This is a genomic window from Agarilytica rhodophyticola (assembly GCF_002157225.2).
GTDB lineage: Bacteria > Pseudomonadota > Gammaproteobacteria > Pseudomonadales > Cellvibrionaceae > Agarilytica > Agarilytica rhodophyticola.
Map to the genome: position 1 here is coordinate 2,870,602 of NZ_CP020038.1, position 19,129 is coordinate 2,889,730.

The 19,129-nt window shown below is 41.9% G+C and carries 16 protein-coding genes and 1 tRNA gene; 5 read left to right on the forward strand and 12 right to left on the reverse strand.

Features of this window, described 5'->3' with window-relative positions; genetic code table 11:
• The first annotated feature begins 17 nt into the window (after positions 1-17).
• Both BVC89_RS12275 and BVC89_RS12280 read left to right on the forward strand, forming a co-directional pair.
• Positions 18-1,442 carry a DNA recombination protein RmuC gene (locus BVC89_RS12275; RefSeq protein ID WP_086931462.1) on the forward strand — a complete coding sequence of 475 codons (1,425 nt, stop codon included), beginning with the start codon at positions 18-20 and terminating at the stop codon, positions 1,440-1,442.
• Between the two features lie 25 nt (positions 1,443-1,467).
• Positions 1,468-1,932 (forward strand): DUF2489 domain-containing protein, encoded by a 465-nt coding sequence (locus BVC89_RS12280; protein WP_086931463.1) that lies wholly within the window; start codon positions 1,468-1,470, stop codon positions 1,930-1,932.
• 3 nt (positions 1,933-1,935) lie between these two features.
• On the opposite strand, the gene trmA is transcribed toward BVC89_RS12280, so the two are convergent.
• The 8 genes from trmA to rne form a co-directional block, all read right to left on the reverse strand.
• Entirely contained in the window at positions 1,936-3,030 is a 1,095-nt protein-coding gene (gene trmA / locus BVC89_RS12285) for a tRNA (uridine(54)-C5)-methyltransferase TrmA (protein WP_425428394.1), read from the reverse strand.
• Between the two features lie 9 nt (positions 3,031-3,039).
• Positions 3,040-3,324 carry a hypothetical protein gene (locus BVC89_RS29700; RefSeq protein ID WP_158657896.1) on the reverse strand — a complete coding sequence of 95 codons (285 nt, stop codon included), beginning with the start codon at positions 3,322-3,324 and terminating at the stop codon, positions 3,040-3,042.
• 5 nt (positions 3,325-3,329) lie between these two features.
• Positions 3,330-3,632: a hypothetical protein gene (locus tag BVC89_RS12290; protein ID WP_086931465.1), complete on the reverse strand. Its 303-nt coding sequence runs from the start codon at positions 3,630-3,632 to the stop codon at positions 3,330-3,332.
• On the reverse strand, positions 3,629-4,024 hold the full coding sequence (locus tag BVC89_RS12295; protein WP_086931466.1) for a DsrE family protein: 396 nt from the start codon (positions 4,022-4,024) through the stop codon (positions 3,629-3,631). Before BVC89_RS12295 ends, BVC89_RS12290 begins: the two co-directional genes overlap by 4 nt.
• Positions 4,025-4,079: 55 nt before the next feature.
• On the reverse strand, positions 4,080-4,736 hold the full coding sequence (locus BVC89_RS12300; protein ID WP_086931467.1) for a Bax inhibitor-1/YccA family protein: 657 nt from the start codon (positions 4,734-4,736) through the stop codon (positions 4,080-4,082).
• Positions 4,737-5,081: 345 nt separating this feature from the next.
• Positions 5,082-5,261 carry a hypothetical protein gene (locus tag BVC89_RS12305; protein WP_086931468.1) on the reverse strand — a complete coding sequence of 60 codons (180 nt, stop codon included), beginning with the start codon at positions 5,259-5,261 and terminating at the stop codon, positions 5,082-5,084.
• Between the two features lie 303 nt (positions 5,262-5,564).
• Positions 5,565-5,652, reverse strand: a tRNA-Ser gene (locus BVC89_RS12310).
• A 72-nt stretch (positions 5,653-5,724) separates the two neighbouring features.
• Positions 5,725-8,643, reverse strand: coding sequence for a ribonuclease E (gene rne, locus BVC89_RS12315; protein ID WP_086931469.1), 2,919 nt, complete (start codon positions 8,641-8,643; stop codon positions 5,725-5,727).
• 903 nt (positions 8,644-9,546) lie between these two features.
• Here rne and rluC point away from each other — a divergent pair.
• Both rluC and BVC89_RS12325 read left to right on the forward strand, forming a co-directional pair.
• A complete protein-coding gene (rluC, locus tag BVC89_RS12320; RefSeq protein WP_086934608.1) occupies positions 9,547-10,482 on the forward strand; it encodes a 23S rRNA pseudouridine(955/2504/2580) synthase RluC in 936 nt (311 codons plus the stop codon).
• Between the two features lie 113 nt (positions 10,483-10,595).
• The gene (locus BVC89_RS12325; RefSeq protein ID WP_086931470.1) at positions 10,596-11,225 is read left to right on the forward strand and encodes an HAD-IIIA family hydrolase; all 630 of its coding nucleotides are present in this window, start codon (positions 10,596-10,598) and stop codon (positions 11,223-11,225) included.
• Between the two features lie 86 nt (positions 11,226-11,311).
• Here BVC89_RS12325 and pgm read toward each other — a convergent pair whose 3' ends face one another.
• A complete protein-coding gene (gene pgm, locus BVC89_RS12330; protein ID WP_245929388.1) occupies positions 11,312-13,021 on the reverse strand; it encodes a phosphoglucomutase (alpha-D-glucose-1,6-bisphosphate-dependent) in 1,710 nt (569 codons plus the stop codon).
• Between the two features lie 185 nt (positions 13,022-13,206).
• On the opposite strand from pgm, the gene BVC89_RS12335 reads away from it, so the two are divergent.
• A complete protein-coding gene (locus tag BVC89_RS12335; RefSeq protein WP_086931471.1) occupies positions 13,207-14,553 on the forward strand; it encodes a glycerophosphodiester phosphodiesterase family protein in 1,347 nt (448 codons plus the stop codon).
• An 85-nt stretch (positions 14,554-14,638) separates the two neighbouring features.
• Here BVC89_RS12335 and BVC89_RS12340 read toward each other — a convergent pair whose 3' ends face one another.
• The 3 genes from BVC89_RS12340 to BVC89_RS12350 form a co-directional block, all read right to left on the reverse strand.
• The gene (locus BVC89_RS12340; RefSeq protein WP_086931472.1) at positions 14,639-17,278 is read right to left on the reverse strand and encodes an SNF2-related protein; all 2,640 of its coding nucleotides are present in this window, start codon (positions 17,276-17,278) and stop codon (positions 14,639-14,641) included.
• Between the two features lie 136 nt (positions 17,279-17,414).
• A complete protein-coding gene (locus BVC89_RS12345; RefSeq protein WP_086931473.1) occupies positions 17,415-18,188 on the reverse strand; it encodes a DUF481 domain-containing protein in 774 nt (257 codons plus the stop codon).
• 163 nt (positions 18,189-18,351) lie between these two features.
• Positions 18,352-19,125 carry a PP2C family protein-serine/threonine phosphatase gene (locus tag BVC89_RS12350; RefSeq protein ID WP_086931474.1) on the reverse strand — a complete coding sequence of 258 codons (774 nt, stop codon included), beginning with the start codon at positions 19,123-19,125 and terminating at the stop codon, positions 18,352-18,354.
• Positions 19,126-19,129 lie beyond the last annotated feature (4 nt).

Sequence of the window (19,129 nt, forward strand, 5' to 3'; positions counted from 1 at the left end):
AAAAGTAGGTATATCCTATGTTGATCGGGGAAATCGAAACAATAACATTCTTAGTTTCAGCGCTAGTAGTGCTGGCTTTGTCAGTCGTTGTGTTACTTTTTACTTTTTTGAAGCTTCGCAAACAAGTTGCTATCAATGGAGAGCTTACTGAAAAAAATACCGAGATCGAGCTAACATGTAAACAGCAGAACGAGCTAGATCAGCAGGCGTTAATGGATCGTGAGCTGCAGTTAGCGAAACTTCAAACCGTTATTGAGCAACAGGAAAAGCAGCTAAAGTTACATCAAAATAAACTTGAGCAATTTGATACTTTAAAAGAGCGCTTTATTCAGGTGCAGACCCAGAACGAAGAAAAAGAACGTCAGCTTAAATCCCAAACACTTATGTTACATGAAGCTAAAACGGCCTTATTAAAAGAGTTTGAGCTAGCCGCTAATAAACTTTTTGAAGAAAAGCAAAGTCGTTTCTCCCAGCTGAGTAAACAAAATATGGAAGCAATTTTAGATCCTGTCAAACACCAGTTAAATAGGTTTAATAAGCAGGTTGAAGATGTTTACGACAAGGAAAATGCTCAGCGAAACCAACTTATTGGCCAAATTGGCGAGCTGCAAAAGCAAACACAAAGAATCAGTGCAGACGCCAATAATCTCGCTAGTGCGCTTAAAGGTGATAATCGTATTCAAGGTAGTTGGGGGGAAATAATCCTAGAACGTTTACTAGAGCAATCTGGGCTGGCTAAAGGACGGGAGTTTAATGTTCAAAAAACCTATAAAAGTACAGAAGGCAAGAGTTATCGCCCCGATGTCGTTATTCATCTACCAGGGGAAAAAGATATTGTTATCGATTCAAAAGTGGCGTTAATAGATTATGAGCGATTTGTTTCCTGCGATGAGGGGGAGTCAAAAACTCAGTATCTTAAAAAACACGTGGATGCCATAAGAACTCATCTCAAATCTCTATCGTATAAAGAATATCAGGGGTTGCAGGGTATCAGGAGCTTGGATTTTGTTTTTATGTTTATTCCAATTGATGCTGCATATATTGCTGCTATCCATCATTCCCCTTCAATGTTTGATGAGGCATATGAAAAAAAAGTGATACTTGTAAGTCCCTCTAGCCTTATGGTGGCTTTGCGAACGGTTGAAACTTTATGGCGCAACGAAAAGCAAAGTGCGAATGCAGAGAAAATTGCCATTAGTGCAGGCAGGTTATACGATCAATTTGTGTTGTTTATGACCGCGTTAGACGATGTAGGCGGATATATTCAAAAAGCGCATGAGTCGCATGAATTGGCCTTGAAACGCCTGTCAGAAGGTCGCGGTAATATACTTAAACGTATTGAAGATCTAAAAAAATTGGGGGTTAATCCCAGCAAAGTGTTGTCAAAAAACATACAGAATGCTGTGCAAACTGATGACGTATCGGCGGAACTAGATAATTAAAGCCTACTTTTAAGAGAGAAATGTTATGGTCGTATTAGCCTACATTGCATGTATTGTAGTGGCCGTTCTAATGGGTGTTGCTATTTATTATAATGTTTTATTGTTTAGGAAAAACAAAGAAAATAAGGCGGCAGAGCTTGCTTTTCAAGAAGAGCTTAGATCTCGTAGAAATAAGAACATTAACAGTATTAATATTATTGCTCGTGCTGTTTTAGATGATCAGGTAAGTTTGACCGAAGCAAGTATCAGGATTAATGCACTATTGCCCACCTTAAATTTAGATAACAAAACCCTTAATGACTTAAGCGTTTTTAGGCAGCTTTCTGAAGCTACTGCTCATATTCCTATTCTAGAAAAGTGGAAAGCTTTATCGCGAAAAGAGAAATTGAGCTTCGATAAAGAAAGGGAAAAAATCGAATCTAATTTTCGCGATTTTGTTATTGAAGCCGCGAGGAAGATTGTCCAGGAGCAGCTTATTGTTAAGTCCTAAATATCAGGTGTCTTTGCGTGACAGCAAAACACCACATTCTCTATGCTCTGTATAAGGGAATTGATCGAAAAACGCGAAAGATTTAATGTGGTGAGTTTGACATAAACTTTTGAGATTTTCTTTTAGCGTACTTGGGTTACACGATATATATAAAATATTATCGAATTTTTGCACCATCGCTTCGGTTTCTTTGTCTAATCCAGCACGTGGTGGGTCTACAAATACAGTAGAAAAGTTGTAGTCATGAAGCTCGATATTTCGTAGCCGAGTAAATTCCCTGACGCCACTCTGTGCTTGAGTAAATTCCTCGCTGGACATCCTTACTACTGTAATATTGTCACAGTAATTTAGTCCGATATTGTAATTTGCTGATTTTACTGAGGTTTTAGATACTTCTGTTGCCAAAACTCGCGAAAAATTCTGCGCTAGAGGTAAAGTAAAGTTTCCATTGCCGCAATACAACTCTAGTAAATCACCAGTTAGATGTTTGGACTCTGTTTGTGCCCATGACAACATCTGTTCGCAGACTTTAGCATTGGGTTGTGTGAAACCTGTTTCGACTTGTTGGTACTTAAAGGTTTTTTGCTCAATAGAAAACTCTTCGATAACGAAATCTTCTGAGAGTACAATTTTTTGTCCTCTACTTCTGCCGATAATTTTTGTATCTATGTCTCCCTGGAGCTTGCGGGCAGAGGTTTCCCATTCGTCATCCAGTGCTCGATGATAAATTAAAGTGGTAACAGAATCGCCATTAGTTGTTGTTAGAAATTCTACCTGGAAAAGTTTTCTTTTGAGCACATCATTATCATTAATCTCTTTGAGTAATTTAGGCATTAACTCATTTATTGTTGACGAACCAATATCAAAATTTTCGATAATGAACGGCTGTTTGTATTCTCCTTGTTTATACATGGCATAGTGAGCCGTGTTTTTATCATGCCAAATTTTAAATTCCGCACGCATACGAAAGTGCTTGGCAGGTGAGGGAAAGGATGCTAACTGCGGAGGATTGAATTCTGCAAATTCAGCTAGAGTTTGTTCAATCTTATTGTTAAACAGCTGATCATATTGTGATACATCAGCAGTGCCTAGCGTTATGCTCATAAATTAATACCATGTATGGATTGGGTGGTGCTGTATGGATAAAAGAACAAACTCTTTATAGGATATCGTTGACAAGGAAGCATGTAGTTTTGTCGATACCTTATTTTCGGGACGACAAAATACGCCATATAGATGCTTCGTTTGACGAGAGATAGTATCAATCACTTCGTCCAAAAAACTTTGATTTTGGCGATCATCTATAAGAAATACAACGTGATCACTATCACTGAATGTGTCTTTACATTGACGTATCAGGCCGCTTTCTACGTTCGAGATAATGTGCAGCATAATATTTAAAAGCTCAAAACTTTTTGATGTTTTAAAGTCATAGTTCTGAGTTCTAGGGCGCTAATTGCCTTTGTCTCCAAGGGTATGTTTAATAAACAGTTAGGCGACGTGACGGTAAAAATCTGCTTAAGACCGGCTTGTTTAAGCATCAAAAGCTTCTCGTTCAACTCATTACCTTGGGAATCATCATCAACTATCAAGACGAGTTCTACCGGCTCTTCGAATGCTAGTGCAACTAGCACGGTATCTAGTCCTGCATTAAATGTGTTTTTATGGATACCATTAAAAATACATATCATCGCAGTCACTTACCACTTGTAGCCTTGTCTTGCTCAATAAGACATAGCTTGTCGCCGAAAGTAATAACGCGATCAGCGTTAGCATGCATTTCAATTAATTGCCCTAAACCTGCGATGTGAAAACTCTGGTTTAACCGTGAGGTTGATTTTCCAAGTTCGTTTGCAAGCTTATTTTCTATCGCCGATGCAGTGCAGCACACAGCGTCTATAGAATGCAGTACGATAAATTGTTGCCACTTAAGACTCAACTCATGTTCTATGCAGGCATTTAATGTCCCCTGTCCCAAATAGAATATGCGCTCAATGGAAAAGCCTTGTTCAATAACCTCACGGCAGAAATGAAGAGCGGATTCAGCAACGGCTGAATGGGGATGGGCACTAACGACTATCGAGAACTTCATAACAAATAAAAAACCCCGCAAGAGCGGGGCTTTACAAAATACGCTAGGCCCATATCTAGTCGTCGCTAGTAACACCTAGTATATGTAGCAATGATAAAAATATGTTGTATAGCGATACGTATAAAGTCACTGTTGCAGAGATATAATTTCTCTCGCCGCCATGAATAATTTGACTGGTTTGCCACATAATCAACAGTGAGGAAAGTACAGCAAACATGCAGCTAACGGCCAGACTTAGACCGGAGATATTAAAAAATACATTAGCGATGCCAGCAACAAACGCAACTAGGATACCGACCATTATAAAGTTGCCCATAAAGCTGAAGTCTTTACGTGTTACCAACGTATAGCCAGACAAACCAAAGAATATAATCGAGGTTCCGCCCAGTGCCGTTAAAATTGGCGCATAACCCATAGAGCTTACGTAGTAGTTAAGAATCGGGGCGATAGTAAACCCGAGGAAACCGGTAAGTGCAAATACCCACACGATACCCCAACCGCTGTTCTTAGTCTTTTCAACGGCGTACAGTAATCCGAAATAGGGCAGAAGCATGAATAATCCGAGGTAAGGAACATTCATAGCCATTGATATAACAGCTGTAAACGCACTAAAAGCAATTGTCATTGCTAAAAGAGTGTAAGTGTTTCGTAATACTTTACTCACCTCTGTCGAGTCGCTTACAGTACCCGCTTGAGAATAAAGCTTTTGCATAGATTATCTCCGTCCTATCGTAAAAATATAACCTAATAATACAAACAAGCCGCCTGTATTCAAAGGCTTAACTATGACTTTCGACAAATACTTAGTATAAAAGTTTGCCTTGTTGAACTAAATATTGGGTATAAGTATTAGAATTTCAAGCTTTGGCATGCTTTCCCACGGTACTTTAACTAAGGTAAAGTTAGCGTAAGGCGTATAATTAATCGCTTTGATAACAATAACTTATACTATTCTAGTTATAGGTGTCACTAAGTATTATAAGGTTCGACTTTGTTTTGTATATACCACTAGCTTTGGTGGCTGTTCGTTTCTTGTTCTTTTTGGCGGTTTGAAAATTTAAGCTTCTAAGGCAAATGAGCGACCCTCTCTTTTTAGCATAAGCCATATCTGTTCTTCCGTTAGGTCGGAGATAATAACTTCTCGCTCTTTCTTTGCTGGGTTTAACTTCAGATGATGCATTTGCTGCTGAAGCTCGTCGTAAACCTGCTGTAAGTCTTTAAAAACAGTGTCCTTCATTACATACTCCTACTTTTTAACAGTCAGCTAGACTAACTTGTATAAAAACTAACGTGGCATATTACAGCGATATTTTATCAATAGTGAGGTAATTGCATATGCGTAAAATGCGGTAAATCATGTGCGATATTGCCCACATTATTTAATAGCGGTGATTGGACTTCTTTAGCCTTTAAAAAACCCTATCCAATATAGGGGAAAGGTGGCTCTGACTTTTAACGTTGCGAAACTTTCTAGGGGCTACTGCTAGCAATTTGTCGGGCATAAAAAAAGCCTACCTGTGTAGGGTAGGCTTCTAAGTTATGGCGGTGGGGCAGGGATTCGAACCCTGGGAGCTGTTACACTCAACGGTTTTCAAGACCGCCGCTTTCGACCACTCAGCCACCCCACCTTTCGAGGACGCAGATTATACATAGGATTTCGCGAGGCACAAGCGATAACCTTATGTTTTTTATAAAAAAAACTATTCTGCAGTAGTTTGAGATGTTTTATCCTCTACTTGTTGCTTTTCTGAACTGCTTACTCTCGGATCGTTAGCCGGACGAGCGATGTTTCGTGGCTTTCTCTCTATCGCTGCTGGTGTTGCTGTATCGAGGGCGTGGCTCATTTTTGCTGCCGTTGTAACTGTGGTCACTTCAGTTGTGGCCACCGGCTTGGGCGATTGCCTTGGGTCATTTGCAGGTCGTGAAAACTTGCGTGCTACCTGTTGAGGTTCAGGCTGCATCTCAGTGCTGCTTGTCTCAGCTTGAATAGTTTTAGGCGCTTGCGCTGGCTCAGTTACCGAAATGTCTTTATCCGTCTGACCGGATATATCGGGACTAACCTGCTTTTCAACGGCTTTAACACTCGGGAGCGGGGTAGCTTCCTGAGCTTCTTCTTCACTTTTTGGTGCCGCACTATCTACAGCAGTCTCTACTTGAGTCGGCTTTGGTGCTTGAGTGGAAAGATTAATCTCTTCATTTTGCTCTCTATCAGCCACGACTTCATTTATAGGCGAGTCGATGCTAGCTTCAGTTTGTGTATCTTCTATGCCGCTTTGGGGCGCTTCTTGTTTTTCTTTTTTAGCTTCAGATTTAGCTTCAGAGTTTGTATTGGTACTGACAGGTGTTTCGTGTGCTCCTGGCTCGGTACTTATTTGTGCATCTGCAGTGCCTTTTGCCACTTGTTTCGGTTGGCTAGGCTTTTTTGCCGGCTTTTTCTGTGAGGAATTAACTTTAGAAGAGGATTCTTCTACTGCTGACGCCGCACGATTATCATTTTTTACCGTTTTCTCTTTTACTTGCTGCTTATTTTGAGATGCCTGTTCATTACTATCCGTATTTTCCTGAGCTGATTCAGGTACTGGTCCCCGCTGTTTCTGCTGAGATTTAGCTTTGCGATTAGCGGGACGGCGAGGAGGCTTATTGCTCTTGCCGTTCTGAGATTCATCGTTATTGAGATTCTTCTCATCATCATTGCGGGATTTATTATTGTCCTGCTTGCGCTGACGGTTTTTATTGCGCCCTTGTTGTCCATCATTAGATTGGCGCTTGTTCTTTGCTTGTTCTGGGGGTTTGCCTGACAAATTGTCCGTTATATTGTCGTCGTCTCGACGTCGATTATTGTTTTTGCGACGATTTTGATTGCGACGGGCATTATTAGAGTTTCTCTGGTTATTTCTATTGGATCCCTTTTTGCCTTTCTTAACTGGCTTTTTATCCTCACCGCTAAAGAGTGCTTTTAGCAAAGTAATAATCTTTTCAATTAAGCCAGGAGCTTGACGCTGGGGTGGTGCTGGCTCTGCCGGCGGTAGCTGCTGTACCGCAGGCTTGGGGATGCCTGTGGTAGACACATTGTTAGCAGGAGCTTCCACTGGCACATCCTCATTAGACATGTCAATTTTGTAGCTAGTTTCCACCGATTCAAGATCGTCATCTCGTAAGCGCTGCACTTCAAAATGGGGCGTGACGAGTTCGCTATTGGGTAAAATTACCACACGAGTATCATGCCTTGTTTCAATATCTGAGATAGCCTTGCGTTTCTCATTGAGTAAGAAGGTGCCCACTGGAACTGGCACTACTGCACGAATCTCGGCGCTTCTTTCCTTTTGGGCTTCTTCCTCTAGCAAGCGCAAAATAGATAGAGCAAGGGATTTTGTGCCTCGTATTGTGCCTTGTCCTCCGCAGCGTGGACATACTTTAGACATGGTCTCGCCAAGAGAAGGTCTTAGACGTTGACGAGACATTTCCAAAAGGCCAAAACGTGAGATGCGGCCAACCTGAACACGAGCTCTATCAACGGATAACGCATCACGCATTCGATTTTCCACAGCTCTTTGGTTTTTTACTGGGTGCATATCAATGAAATCGATAACAACTAAGCCGCCGATATCGCGTAAACGCAACTGTCGGCCGATTTCATCTGCAGCTTCTAGATTGGTTTGTACTGCAGTTTCTTCAATGTCGCCACCTTTTGTGGCGCGTGAAGAGTTAATGTCGATACTCACCAGTGCTTCGGTGACGTCAATGACGATAGAGCCACCAGAAGGTAGTTTAACTTCTCGCTCAAATGCGGTTTCTATCTGTCCCTCGATCTGAAAACGGTTGAATAGGGGCAGCTGTTCTTCGTAATACTTGACTTTGTTAGTGTAATTGGGCATCACTTGCTGCACAAAAGCGCAAGCGAGGTCGTAGGCCTCACGGTTATCAATGATAACTTCACCTACATCGGGTCTCAAATAGTCACGAATTGCGCGAATAATGACGTTGCTTTCTTGAAACAGGAAGTGAGGGGCTGATGAAGTGCTTGACTCCTCCTTGATTGCTGCCCAAAGCTTGATTAGATAATTAAGATCCCATTGTAGCTCTTCTGCCCTGCGACCAACGCCGGCTGTGCGAACAATAACGCCCATTCCCTTAGGCACATCAATTTGCCCCAATGCGTCTTTAAGTTCTGCTCTATCATCGCCATCAATGCGGCGCGATATTCCGCCTGCTCTGGGATTGTTAGGCATAAGTACCAAGTAACGCCCGGCCAAGCTTATGAAAGTGGTGAGAGCAGCACCTTTGTTGCCTCGCTCTTCCTTGTCTACCTGGACAATAACCTCCATACCTTCTTTGACCACATCTTTTATCCGGATGCGTCCTTCGATCTCTTTGGGGTCTTTGAGGAAGAATTCGCGGGAAATTTCTTTGAGGGGGAGAAAACCATGGCGCTCTGCACCGTATTCTACAAAAGCAGCTTCTAGGCTGGGCTCGATTCGAGTGATTTTACCTTTGTAAATGTTAGCTTTCTTTTGTTCTCGGAGTCGGTTTTCAATATCTAAATCGTAAAGTCGTTGTCCATCGACAAGGGCAACGCGAAGCTCTTCAGGCTGCGTTGCATTTATTAACATTCTTTTCATGTAAGAGAAATCTCTTGTAGGCACTTAAGAGATCGCTCATTGTTGAGGCGCACAGGAACAAAAATTGACCTTTTGAAAAGCATTACACTGTGTATCTAGTTCACGATACTAAAACGTGAATACACAGTTACGAATACAATCAACAGAGCGGCTCAGGTTGTAAACTTAGTTTGTGACAACAAGAAAGCCTTGGCTATATAGATAGCGAGTGCGCTGCCTATGTATACGCATATTTTTTCGAACGAGTATACATTTATATACTCGTTTTAAATTTCAATTTAAGGTTGAATAATAGAAAGCACCGACATGTCTACTGATGCCGATCATTTCTAGCCCAGACAAACGTTAACCCAGATAATTTCTAACTAAGATAATTATGAGCTTTCGCAAACTACGGTAAGGGGGTAAGGTCAGTGCATAAAGACATCTGGCTTACATAGCTTTACCGCATGTGAATTGTGCGATCTCAAAAAACAACTACCGACGTTGTAACTTAATTTATTACTTATTAACTGGGTATCAGGCGAAGATTTCTATTGACCCAACAACCTATTTATTCTCAACAATTCGCGATCATGTTTGTGCGCGAGTTTAAAATTTGTGTGAACCACAATACATGGTTCATACACCTAAAACTAACATTTAACGTGAATCAGCGGGAGCGTATGGTGTATGTGCTGCGGCTGTTTTCAACGTGAACCGGTAGTTGTTGTCATTTAGTTCGTTCACATACCGGCTTAGCTTCAATATAACATTGAAGTCAAGACCTTTCAAATAATGGGCATAATCGCTGCATGAAGCGAATATTTCGGATATCTTTCCTGGTGACTTTGAGATAATTTGGGATTTATCCGGGAAAATGCGTATCATGCCCACTCAATCTTAAGCTGTTATATGTCGTTTATGTCTGAGTCTGTTCGGTTTTTGACCATTACCCCTGATGAAATGGGGCAGCGGTTAGATAATTATCTCTCTCGAATTCTCAAGGGAGCACCTAAATCCTTGATCTATAGGATTATTCGCAAAGGTGAAGTGAGAGTGAATAAAGGGCGGGCAAAACCTGAAAGAAAGCTACAGGCTGGCGACATCGTTCGAGTACCTCCCGTACGTCTCAATGAGCAAACTCCAAGCCCCAGGCCCGGTGACCAGCTGAAAGCTTTGTTACAATCTTCTATTTTATTTGAAAACAGTGGTTTGCTCATTGTTAATAAACCTTCCGGCTTGGCTGTCCACGGTGGTTCTGGAATCAATTTGGGCCTGGTTGAAGCATTAAGGCAGATTCGTGATGATGATTACCTAGAGTTGGTGCATAGATTAGATCGAGATACCTCTGGCTGTATTATCTTGGCTAAGAAACGCTCGATGTTACGTCAACTTCATTCTCGTTTAAGAGAGCAGGGGGGAATCGAGAAGAATTACTTAGCGCTGGTTCAAGGGCATTGGTCCAAGAGAAAATCTACTATTGATGTGCCGCTTAAAAAAAATGAATTAAAAAGTGGGGAGCGTATTGTCCGTGTTGATATGGAGGGTAAACCTTCGAAAACGGTTTTTGATGTTGTGTCTTACTATCAAGACTGCACCTTGGTAAAGGCAAAGCCCATTACTGGTCGTACCCATCAAATACGTGTTCACGCCCAATATGCCAAGCACCCTTTGGTAGGGGATGAGAAATATGGTACAGACGAGTTCAATAAGCTGATGAAAAGTTGTGGCTTTCGCAGACTATTCTTACATGCGTCTTCATTACAATTTTCCCTAGAAAATGGTGAAAGCATTGACGTTTCAGCGCCTTTGCCTGAAGAGCTAGAGAAAGCTCTAAGAGCGCTGCCTAAACGTTAGGTGGCAAAATATAGGCACTCGTTGCGAGTTATATGTAAATTAAAAGCGATACGTAGTAGAAAAACAATTTTGAATAAGATTTAAATTAGTATTGATAGACTGTAGGATAATGCATGCTATATATATTCGATTGGGATGGCACCCTTAGTGACTCCGCTGAAAAAATTATTCGTTGTATGCAACGAGCTGCCATGGACTCTTCCCTCGATGTTTTAGATGATGACACCATCAAAAATATTATCGGCCTCGGCCTTCCAGAAGCCATCAAAACACTATATCCCGATATTGCGGCCAGTGATTTAGATAACTATCGCAGTCACTATGTAGAGCACTTCATTAAGGACGATCAACAGCCATCGCCATTGTTCCCCGGTGTATTAGAAACCTTGGAGTCTTTGCGCGAGAAAGGCCATACACTTACTGTTGCCACCGGAAAAAGTCGTCGCGGTCTAGATCGTGTATTAAAGAACCTTAGTATGGAAAACTTTTTTCATAGTTCGCGTTGTGCGGACGAAACCGCATCTAAGCCTGACCCTTTGATGTTAAAAGAATTGTTAATAGAATTTTCTGCCGATCCTCAGGATGCCGTCATGATAGGCGATACCGAGTACGATATGGCAATGGCTCATTCTCTGGGTATGAAAAAAATTGCGGTAAGCTATGGCGCTCACCATATCAGCCGCCTTCAAGCCTACGATCCGGATTTATGTGTGCATGAATTTGAGCAAATCTTGCAGTGGTAAAGGCTTAGGCTAAAATCGTTTCAAAAACCTAGTTGACGCTATATTAGTGAGCAGCTGCATAGCAGCTGCTCTATGTCGATAGTGCACTATTCACTGTCAAAAGCTTGCTGTACGATGTTTTGGGCTTCTTGACATATTTGTTGGAGATGATCTTCACCTTTAAAGCTTTCCCCATAAATTTTGTAGATATCTTCTGTGCCTGATGGCCGCGCGGCAAACCATCCATTCTCCGTTATCACCTTTAAACCGCCTATTGCAGCATGATTCCCTGGTGCGTGTGTGAGTTTGGCTATGATCTTTTCTCCCGCAAGTTGCTGTGCGCTAACAGCCTCGGCAGATAAGTTTTTGAGCCTGGCTTTTTGTTCAGATGTAGCAGGGGCGTCGAGCCTTGTATAAACCGGTGTACCAAACTTAGCTGTTAACTCTTGATAGTGTTCAGCGGGGTCTTTCCCTGTGACGGCTGTGATCTCTGCTGCAAGCAGAGCAAGAATAAAACCGTCTTTGTCTGTTGACCAAACGTTGCCATCTATTCGCAAAAAAGAGGCCCCGGCGCTTTCTTCTCCGCCAAAGCCGTAGGTGCCGTTATAAAGCCCATCTACAAACCATTTAAAGCCCACAGGTACTTCTGCCAATGATTTTTCTAATGCGCTAGCCACTCGGTCAATCATACCCGATGAGACGAGGGTTTTTCCCACCGCTAACGAAGAAGACCACTGTGTGCGGTGGCTAAAAAGGTAATTGATGGCCACGGCGAGATAGTGATTAGGGTTCATTAACCCCGCTGATTTAGTGACGATGCCATGGCGGTCATAGTCGGGATCATTACCTACTGCAATATCAAACTTATCCTTAAGTTTTATTAAGCCCGACATGGCATAAGGTGACGAGCAATCCATGCGGATTTTGCCATCTTTATCCAAAGGCATAAATGAAAAAGTCGGATCGATGGAAGTGTTAACCACTTCGATATCAAGGCCGTAGGTGTCAGCAATCACCGGCCAATAATCAATGCCTGAGCCCCCTAAAGGATCAACCCCAATTTTGATTCCAGCTTTCGCTATCGCTTGCATATCAATAACATTGCCCAAGTCGTCCACGTAGGGCTTGATAAAATCATGCTCATGAACATAGTCTGACTTTATTGCTTGTTCGAAGCTTATGCGTTTAACATCCTTAAGATCATCAGCTATGATGGCATTAGCATGGTTTTGTATACGAGTTGTAATATCACTATCAGCCGGCCCACCATTGGGTGGATTATATTTAAATCCGCCATCTTGCGGAGGATTGTGAGAGGGGGTGATAACAACTCCATCGGCTAAATTTTCTGTTTTACTTCGGTTGTGGCTCAAAATAGCGTGAGAAATAACGGGGGTGGGAGTATAGCCTCGACCCTCTTGGATGAACACTTTTACTTGATTGGCTGCAAAAACTTCAAGCGCTGTGGCAAAAGCACACTCGGATAATGCATGAGTATCGATGCCTACATATAGCGGCCCTGTGATATTTTGTTCTTGTCTGTACTCCACAAGTGCCTGGCATATTGCGATAATATGAGTTTCGTTAAAGCTCTTATTGTTGGCGCTGCCTCGATGACCTGATGTTCCAAAACTAACAGGCGCTAGATCTTTAACGTGTAAATAATAGGCGCTGACTAAGCGAGGTATATTAGTAAGATCATCTTGGGATACAGGTTGGCCTGCTCGTTCATGCAATGTCATGCGATGTCCTCTCAGCTGACGTGGGCTAATATCATATTGGGTAGTCATTCTATCCATGTCTTCATATATATCCACAATTAATTATCTTTCCAATAAAGGTAGACCTCTTAAATAATGTTGTTTCGTGTGCCGTTAATTGCCAGCTAACGCTAATTTTTAGTTAACAGTGGAATAATTTCATCAAACCGGCATAAATATTACATATTTATTCGTTAGTATCCGGCCGATAATAAATAACTCCAGTTAAGGGCGGTTTATATATGCGCAATATAAAGTTTTGGTTTTTTGCAGTAAGTGTTTTGCTGTGCCAGCAAACTTATAGCAAAAGCTACACTTCAGATGATTCAACAGCTTTTTCGAGCAACAATAACGAAGCTTTCCATTATCAAAATGTTGCTTGGATAAAAGATTTCTTGCAGACAAAAAGATATCGATATAAGAGGCGAAGTAATATACAGCTAGGGCCACGACCTGATTACCTTGTTAATGATATGGACGAGGGCCCACTTAAAGAAGCTTTAAAACAATGTATTAGAAAAGGCAAGCGAGCACGTAAGACAGATTTTTCTATCGGCCATCGCGGTGCGCCTATGCAGTTTCCTGAGCATACCAAAGAGTCTTATCAAGCAGCCGCTAAAATGGGGGCAGGCATTATGGAATGCGATGTAACGTTCACGAAAGATCGTGAACTTGTATGTCGTCACTCGCAATGCGATTTACATACAACAACGAATATCTTAGCCACTGAGTTAGCTGGCAAGTGCACGCAGCCGTTTACATCGGCTAATCCTATTACCGGTGAGCCTGCCTCAGCAAAATGCTGCACCAGTGATATTACACTTAAAGAATTTAAAACGTTGTGTGGAAAAATGGACGCTGCTAATACTAGTGCAACTACTGTTGAAGAATATTTAAATGGCACACCCAATTGGCGAACAGATTTATATGCGACCTGTGGCACTTTATTAAGCCACAAAGAAAGTATCGAGTTATTTAAAGACTTAAATGTGAAATTCACACCAGAGTTAAAATCCCCTGAAGTGGAAATGCCGTACGAGGGTGAGTACACCCAACAAGATTACGCGCAACAAATGATTGATGAATATAAAGAGGCGGGTGTGCGTCCACGCCATGTTTGGGCACAAAGCTTTAACATTGAAGATGTGCGCTACTGGATAGAAAATGAACCACGTTTTGGCCGTCAGGCAGTATACCTTGATGGACGCTATAGCGACCCTAGTTTTGATCATACTAATCCTAGTACATGGTCTCCTAATATGGAACAACTGGTTGCCGAAGGTGTGGAAATTATTGCGCCTCCTATGTGGATGTTGGTAGGTTTAGACGCTGATAATAAGATCGTCCCTTCCGAGTATGCTGTGCAAGCAAAAGCAGCGGGATTGGATATTATTGCTTGGAGTTTTGAGCGCTCAGGCCCTTTGGCTAATGGTGGTGGTTGGTACTACCAAACCACTACCGATGTAATCAATAACGACGGTGATATGATGAACGTGTTACATGTATTGGCGTACGATGTAGGTATTTTAGGTATTTTCTCTGATTGGCCTGCTTCTGTAACCTTTTACGCGAACTGCAAAGGTTTGTAAATTAATTCCCAGCTGTAACCCATATTAGGCAAGCATATATATGCTTGCCTTTTTTTATTTTTATCTCGTTACTTTCTTTAAAAGATTACTTTGTCGTATCTGTAATTACAATAAGTCTTACTGACGAGAGATGAAGATGTATTTTCTCTTTAATCGCTGTGACAACTTCACGTGCTTTATTTTCTAAGGTAGTGATATCCTCATCATCGAAAAAGTCATTGCGTTTTTTCAGCAAATGCAAACGTGTAATTTCACCATCAAAGTACTGGTTTGCTGCAACAACCGCCTTTTCAATTAATGTTTGCTTTTGATTGTCAGCAAATAGTTCGCACTTTTTATACCATCCGGGAATTTCTTCTTTTTGTGATTTTATTATTTCCCGTGCGAGGTGCTTTTTAACTGCTTGAATAGATTTTTGTAAAGCATCTTCAGGTAAGGCATTAGATAGATCATTTTCGCTGATGTCGATTGCTAAAGATCTGACTGTCAGTCCATCTAAAAATGGTCGGCACTCTGCTGCAAGTGGTGACTGAATGACTAAATCAAAGCACGCTTCTAATAGGCAGTGTCCGGCGGGCAATTGAGGGCTTGGAAGTGTCGCTACGGATGCAGAACCGAGTTCCGAAAAATGCAGCAATTCCCAGAGACCTTGTATAAAGGGTGCGTCCCAACTGATGAATTTCACTTCTTCTCGAGTATTGGCGATGTTGCGATCGAAGGTAACTTCAATACCCTCTGGAGGAATACCTGGCAGCGATGGAATCAACATTTTATCAGAAGGGATTATGTTATATGCCCCTTGGTAAGTTTCTTCAAAATAAAATTGCAATAAGTCGCTAGCAGTTTCTACAAGCTCTAAAGGGGTATTTTGCTCAAAAGTTGATATTTTTTCGGCAATGCTATTTGCCATTGGCTGTCGACAGCTGTTTTTTTCTAAAAGAGCATCTCGTCCATTTTTAATATCTTCTCGCAGTTTGGCGAGTTTTTCTTTTGCCAAACTTATGATCTCTGTATTTTCAAGAGAGCCGTCAAGTTGATGCCAAAACTCATCGTGTACGGGGGTTGCGGCGGGATTTTGTTGCTGCACACAATCCAATACTTCATGGAACCAACGGAACTGGATTTGGGTTTTTGAACCTTCTCCATAGAGCATGTGAATATTGATATCCTTTTGCTGGCCGATACGATCGAGCCGTCCAATACGCTGCTCAAGCAAGTCTGGATGTTCTGGAATATCCAGACAAACCAAATGTGAGCTGAATTGGAAATTACGTCCTTCACTGCCAATTTCCGAGCAGATGAGCACTTGTGAACCACCTTCTTCATCCGAGAAGTAAGTAGCAGCGCGATCGCGTTCGATAAGGCTTTGTTCCTCGTGGAAAACGGATGCGTCAATACCGTGTTTTTGCCATAGATAATCTTCGCAAGCAAAAACGCTTTTAATATCATGGCATATGGCTAAAATCTTTTCGCCTTTATTATTTTTCAGCCATTGCGAAAGCCACTCGAACTTTTCATCCCAACTATCGTCACCAAGAACTTCCGGTACCACAACTCGTTTTGGGAAGCCTGCGATTGCGGATCTGACATTGCGGAACATGAGTCTGCCCACACCATGGCTATCGAGCAGCTGATCAATGAGCTTATCTTCGCTGTCTTCAGGCGCTAAATCGAGCTGATATTGGTCAATAATTCTGTCGCGACTGGCGGGTAATTGGCGAATATCTTCGTTCAGTTGGATATATTTCTCTTCTTGGGCAATAAATGCGTCTAGTGATGAGAATTTAGCAGGGTCGAGAAGTTTTAGGCGTGCAAAATGGCTCTCTAGGCCGAGTTGCTCTGGTGTAGCTGTGAGTAAAACAAGATGCTCAACATGATTTGAAAGTTGCTCTAAGGTTTTGAATGCCTCGCTTTCTGGCGTTAGTCGATGAGCTTCATCGACAATGACTAAATCAAACTCGCCTTGACTTAGTTCATCGCTTTTTTCAGCAAATATTTCATGGGGGACGATGTGTATCTGACCACTGTGAAAATCATGTTCTTGCGCTTTATATAATTCAGCGTGCAGAGAAAAGCGGCGAATAAGCTCCACTAGCCATTGAACTTGTAGTGCTTTTGGTACTGCAATTAGCACTCTCTGAGCACGTTCCAATTTAATCAAACGAGAGAGTATCATGCCGGCTTCAATGGTTTTACCCAAACCTACTTCATCGGCCAGCAAAACACGTATTTTCTCCCTTTCACAGGCGCTCCAGGCGACATAAAGCTGGTGAGGAATAAGATTAGCGCGAATACCAAGTAAGCCATTTAGGCGTGATTGCCATACCTTTGCAATAGCATCGCTCAGTTGGCGCTTAAAAGAAAACCAGTTGGGTTTATCCAACTGTCCCGTCATTAAGCGCATAAATGGCTGATTGAGCTGAACCTCAGATGACAGGGAGGTCTCGGCAGTAATTTCACCGTCTGAAGTCTCATAAAATAGTAAGCCCTCATGTTCATGAACGAGGGTAACTGTCTTGGTCTCACCTTTGGCCGTTTTGATTTCATCATCAATAGCGAAGGTGATACGAGTGAGAGGAGCGTTGTCTTTGGCGTAGGTACGTTCACAATCACTTTGTTCGAAAAATATATTGACTCGGCGTCCTTGGACAGATGTGACTGTGCCTAATCCCAGTTCTGGTTCGGAATCGACAACCCAGCGTTGCCCTTGTACAAAATCGGCCATAATTACCCTTCGAAGTCATTGATATCTTATTGCCTGTCGGTATTGGATAGCGGGGCAATAAAGTGAACTTAGGATGTTGTTATTGTATAGCGGGTAGCTAGAGAAACAATGCATCCTGAAGTTCTTTATGATTATATTAAAAACTGTATACGATAGTTACCGCTGTTTCAGTGTCTGCGTGCTCACGCTCTTCTGGAACTTGTGAGTTGTAGTCAACGGTAAAGGAAGCGCGTAACGCGAAAGAACTATTAAGCTGCGCGGTAAGGGCAGTGATAGCTCGAGTTTTCGTATTTTCATCTGAGTCAGGTGAATAGTTCGTATTTATATTTTGTGTGAATTTGGAATTTTCGCTAATTTGGTAGACGTATTCAACTAAAAAACGGACCACAAAAGTTTCTTCTGCTTCCATTTCCATACCTGTTGTCTCATCGTCTTCCTCTTTAATAACGGTGACACCAGGACCGATATTATACGATAGATAAGAATTATCTGTCGTAAACAAGCGATCAGAATAACCTAAAGCAACGGTATATTGGTACTCGAAGCCGCTGAAACGATTGCGGTCATACTCACCAAAAATGAAGAATGCGGCATTATCTTTGTTTAATTTATAGTCGCCTTGGGCCGACCCAAAATACTTTTCGGCTGCAGTTCTTTCAACAAGTTCGCCTTGATCGTCTTCTACTTCATTGCGCGTAAACAAGCTTTGAAGAACATACTTATTACGCCAATTCTCCAGATCTTGTTTAACTTCTAGTCTACTTTTGAATGTTTGTGTACTGGTATTTCCAGATGTAGTCGATAGGCCAAATTCAGCCTCTATTTCTAATGGTTTCTTTTCTTCCTCTTCCTGTGCGACGGCAAAAGAAGACAGTGCCGATAAGATTAATAATGTAAATAGCTTATTCATAAATTACCCTCCAAAGTATATGAAATGCCGCTTTTCCTTTTCTACCTTTTTATGGGCTTACTTGCCCTGAGGTGTATTTCTATGAGTTATTATTTTTTTTGAATAAAAAACACCCAAAAATAAAAGAGAATGCATGCATTGTCCGGGAGCGAATGATATAGAACTATTTAAAGAAATTTGAGAGTGAAGCAGTAAAAGCCTGTAAAAAAGTTTGATATTTGCCAGGACATTCGACAATAGTGACGGTGATGTTGTCTTTACCGCCATACGAAAGGGCGGATTCAACTAAACTTTGTGTGGCAACACGCACGTTTTTAGACTCGTGCAATATTTGAGCGATAATGTGTGCAGGAACTGCGTCACTCAAGCCATCGCTGCACAAAACTATCCATTCATTTTTCTGCCATTCCCCTTCTTTTGATTCCACCTGGACACTTTCAAGTTCAATCGAGCCTAAGCACTGTGTAATAATATTTTTTTCTGGGTGTGTATCTAACTCTGATTCGCTAATAGCACCTGTTTGATACAACATTTGCACGTAGGAATGGTCGGTTGTCATCTGTACAAAAGAGGGCTCAGAATAAGGCGACCAAAGATAAGCTCGGCTGTCGCCTACCCAAGATATAGTATAGTGTTGGCCGCGAGATAGAAGAGCTACTACAGTCGATCCCATTCCTTGACTACCGCGGCCATCCGCCGCTGCATCGAGCACTTGCTGATGGCTAAACTGTATCGCGTCCAGTAAAGAATTACCCTGTCTTATTTTTTCTTTTATAGATTGAGAGACAATATCACTGGCAACTTCGCCAGCTGCATGACCACCCATCCCATCTGCGACGACCCAAAGACCTAACTCGGGGCAACTTAGATAGCTATCTTCATTATTATTGCGTTGTAAGCCCACGTCCGTGGCCGAGCTATATCGCCAAAAATGCATAATT

Coding starts and splice junctions, on each gene's coding strand:
- BVC89_RS29700 (WP_158657896.1), bottom strand. CDS start 3,324: ATGCTGCACATTATCTCGAACGTAGAAAGCGGCCTGATACGTCAATGT.
- BVC89_RS12345 (WP_086931473.1), bottom strand. CDS start 18,188: ATGAATAAGCTATTTACATTATTAATCTTATCGGCACTGTCTTCTTTT.
- BVC89_RS12275 (WP_086931462.1), top strand. CDS start 18: ATGTTGATCGGGGAAATCGAAACAATAACATTCTTAGTTTCAGCGCTA.
- BVC89_RS12340 (WP_086931472.1), bottom strand. CDS start 17,278: ATGGCCGATTTTGTACAAGGGCAACGCTGGGTTGTCGATTCCGAACCA.
- BVC89_RS12300 (WP_086931467.1), bottom strand. CDS start 4,736: ATGCAAAAGCTTTATTCTCAAGCGGGTACTGTAAGCGACTCGACAGAG.
- BVC89_RS12335 (WP_086931471.1), top strand. CDS start 13,207: ATGCGCAATATAAAGTTTTGGTTTTTTGCAGTAAGTGTTTTGCTGTGC.
- BVC89_RS12280 (WP_086931463.1), top strand. CDS start 1,468: ATGGTCGTATTAGCCTACATTGCATGTATTGTAGTGGCCGTTCTAATG.
- BVC89_RS12305 (WP_086931468.1), bottom strand. CDS start 5,261: ATGAAGGACACTGTTTTTAAAGACTTACAGCAGGTTTACGACGAGCTT.
- BVC89_RS12325 (WP_086931470.1), top strand. CDS start 10,596: ATGCTATATATATTCGATTGGGATGGCACCCTTAGTGACTCCGCTGAA.
- rne (WP_086931469.1), bottom strand. CDS start 8,643: ATGAAAAGAATGTTAATAAATGCAACGCAGCCTGAAGAGCTTCGCGTT.
- rluC (WP_086934608.1), top strand. CDS start 9,547: ATGTCTGAGTCTGTTCGGTTTTTGACCATTACCCCTGATGAAATGGGG.
- BVC89_RS12295 (WP_086931466.1), bottom strand. CDS start 4,024: ATGAAGTTCTCGATAGTCGTTAGTGCCCATCCCCATTCAGCCGTTGCT.
- BVC89_RS12350 (WP_086931474.1), bottom strand. CDS start 19,125: ATGCATTTTTGGCGATATAGCTCGGCCACGGACGTGGGCTTACAACGC.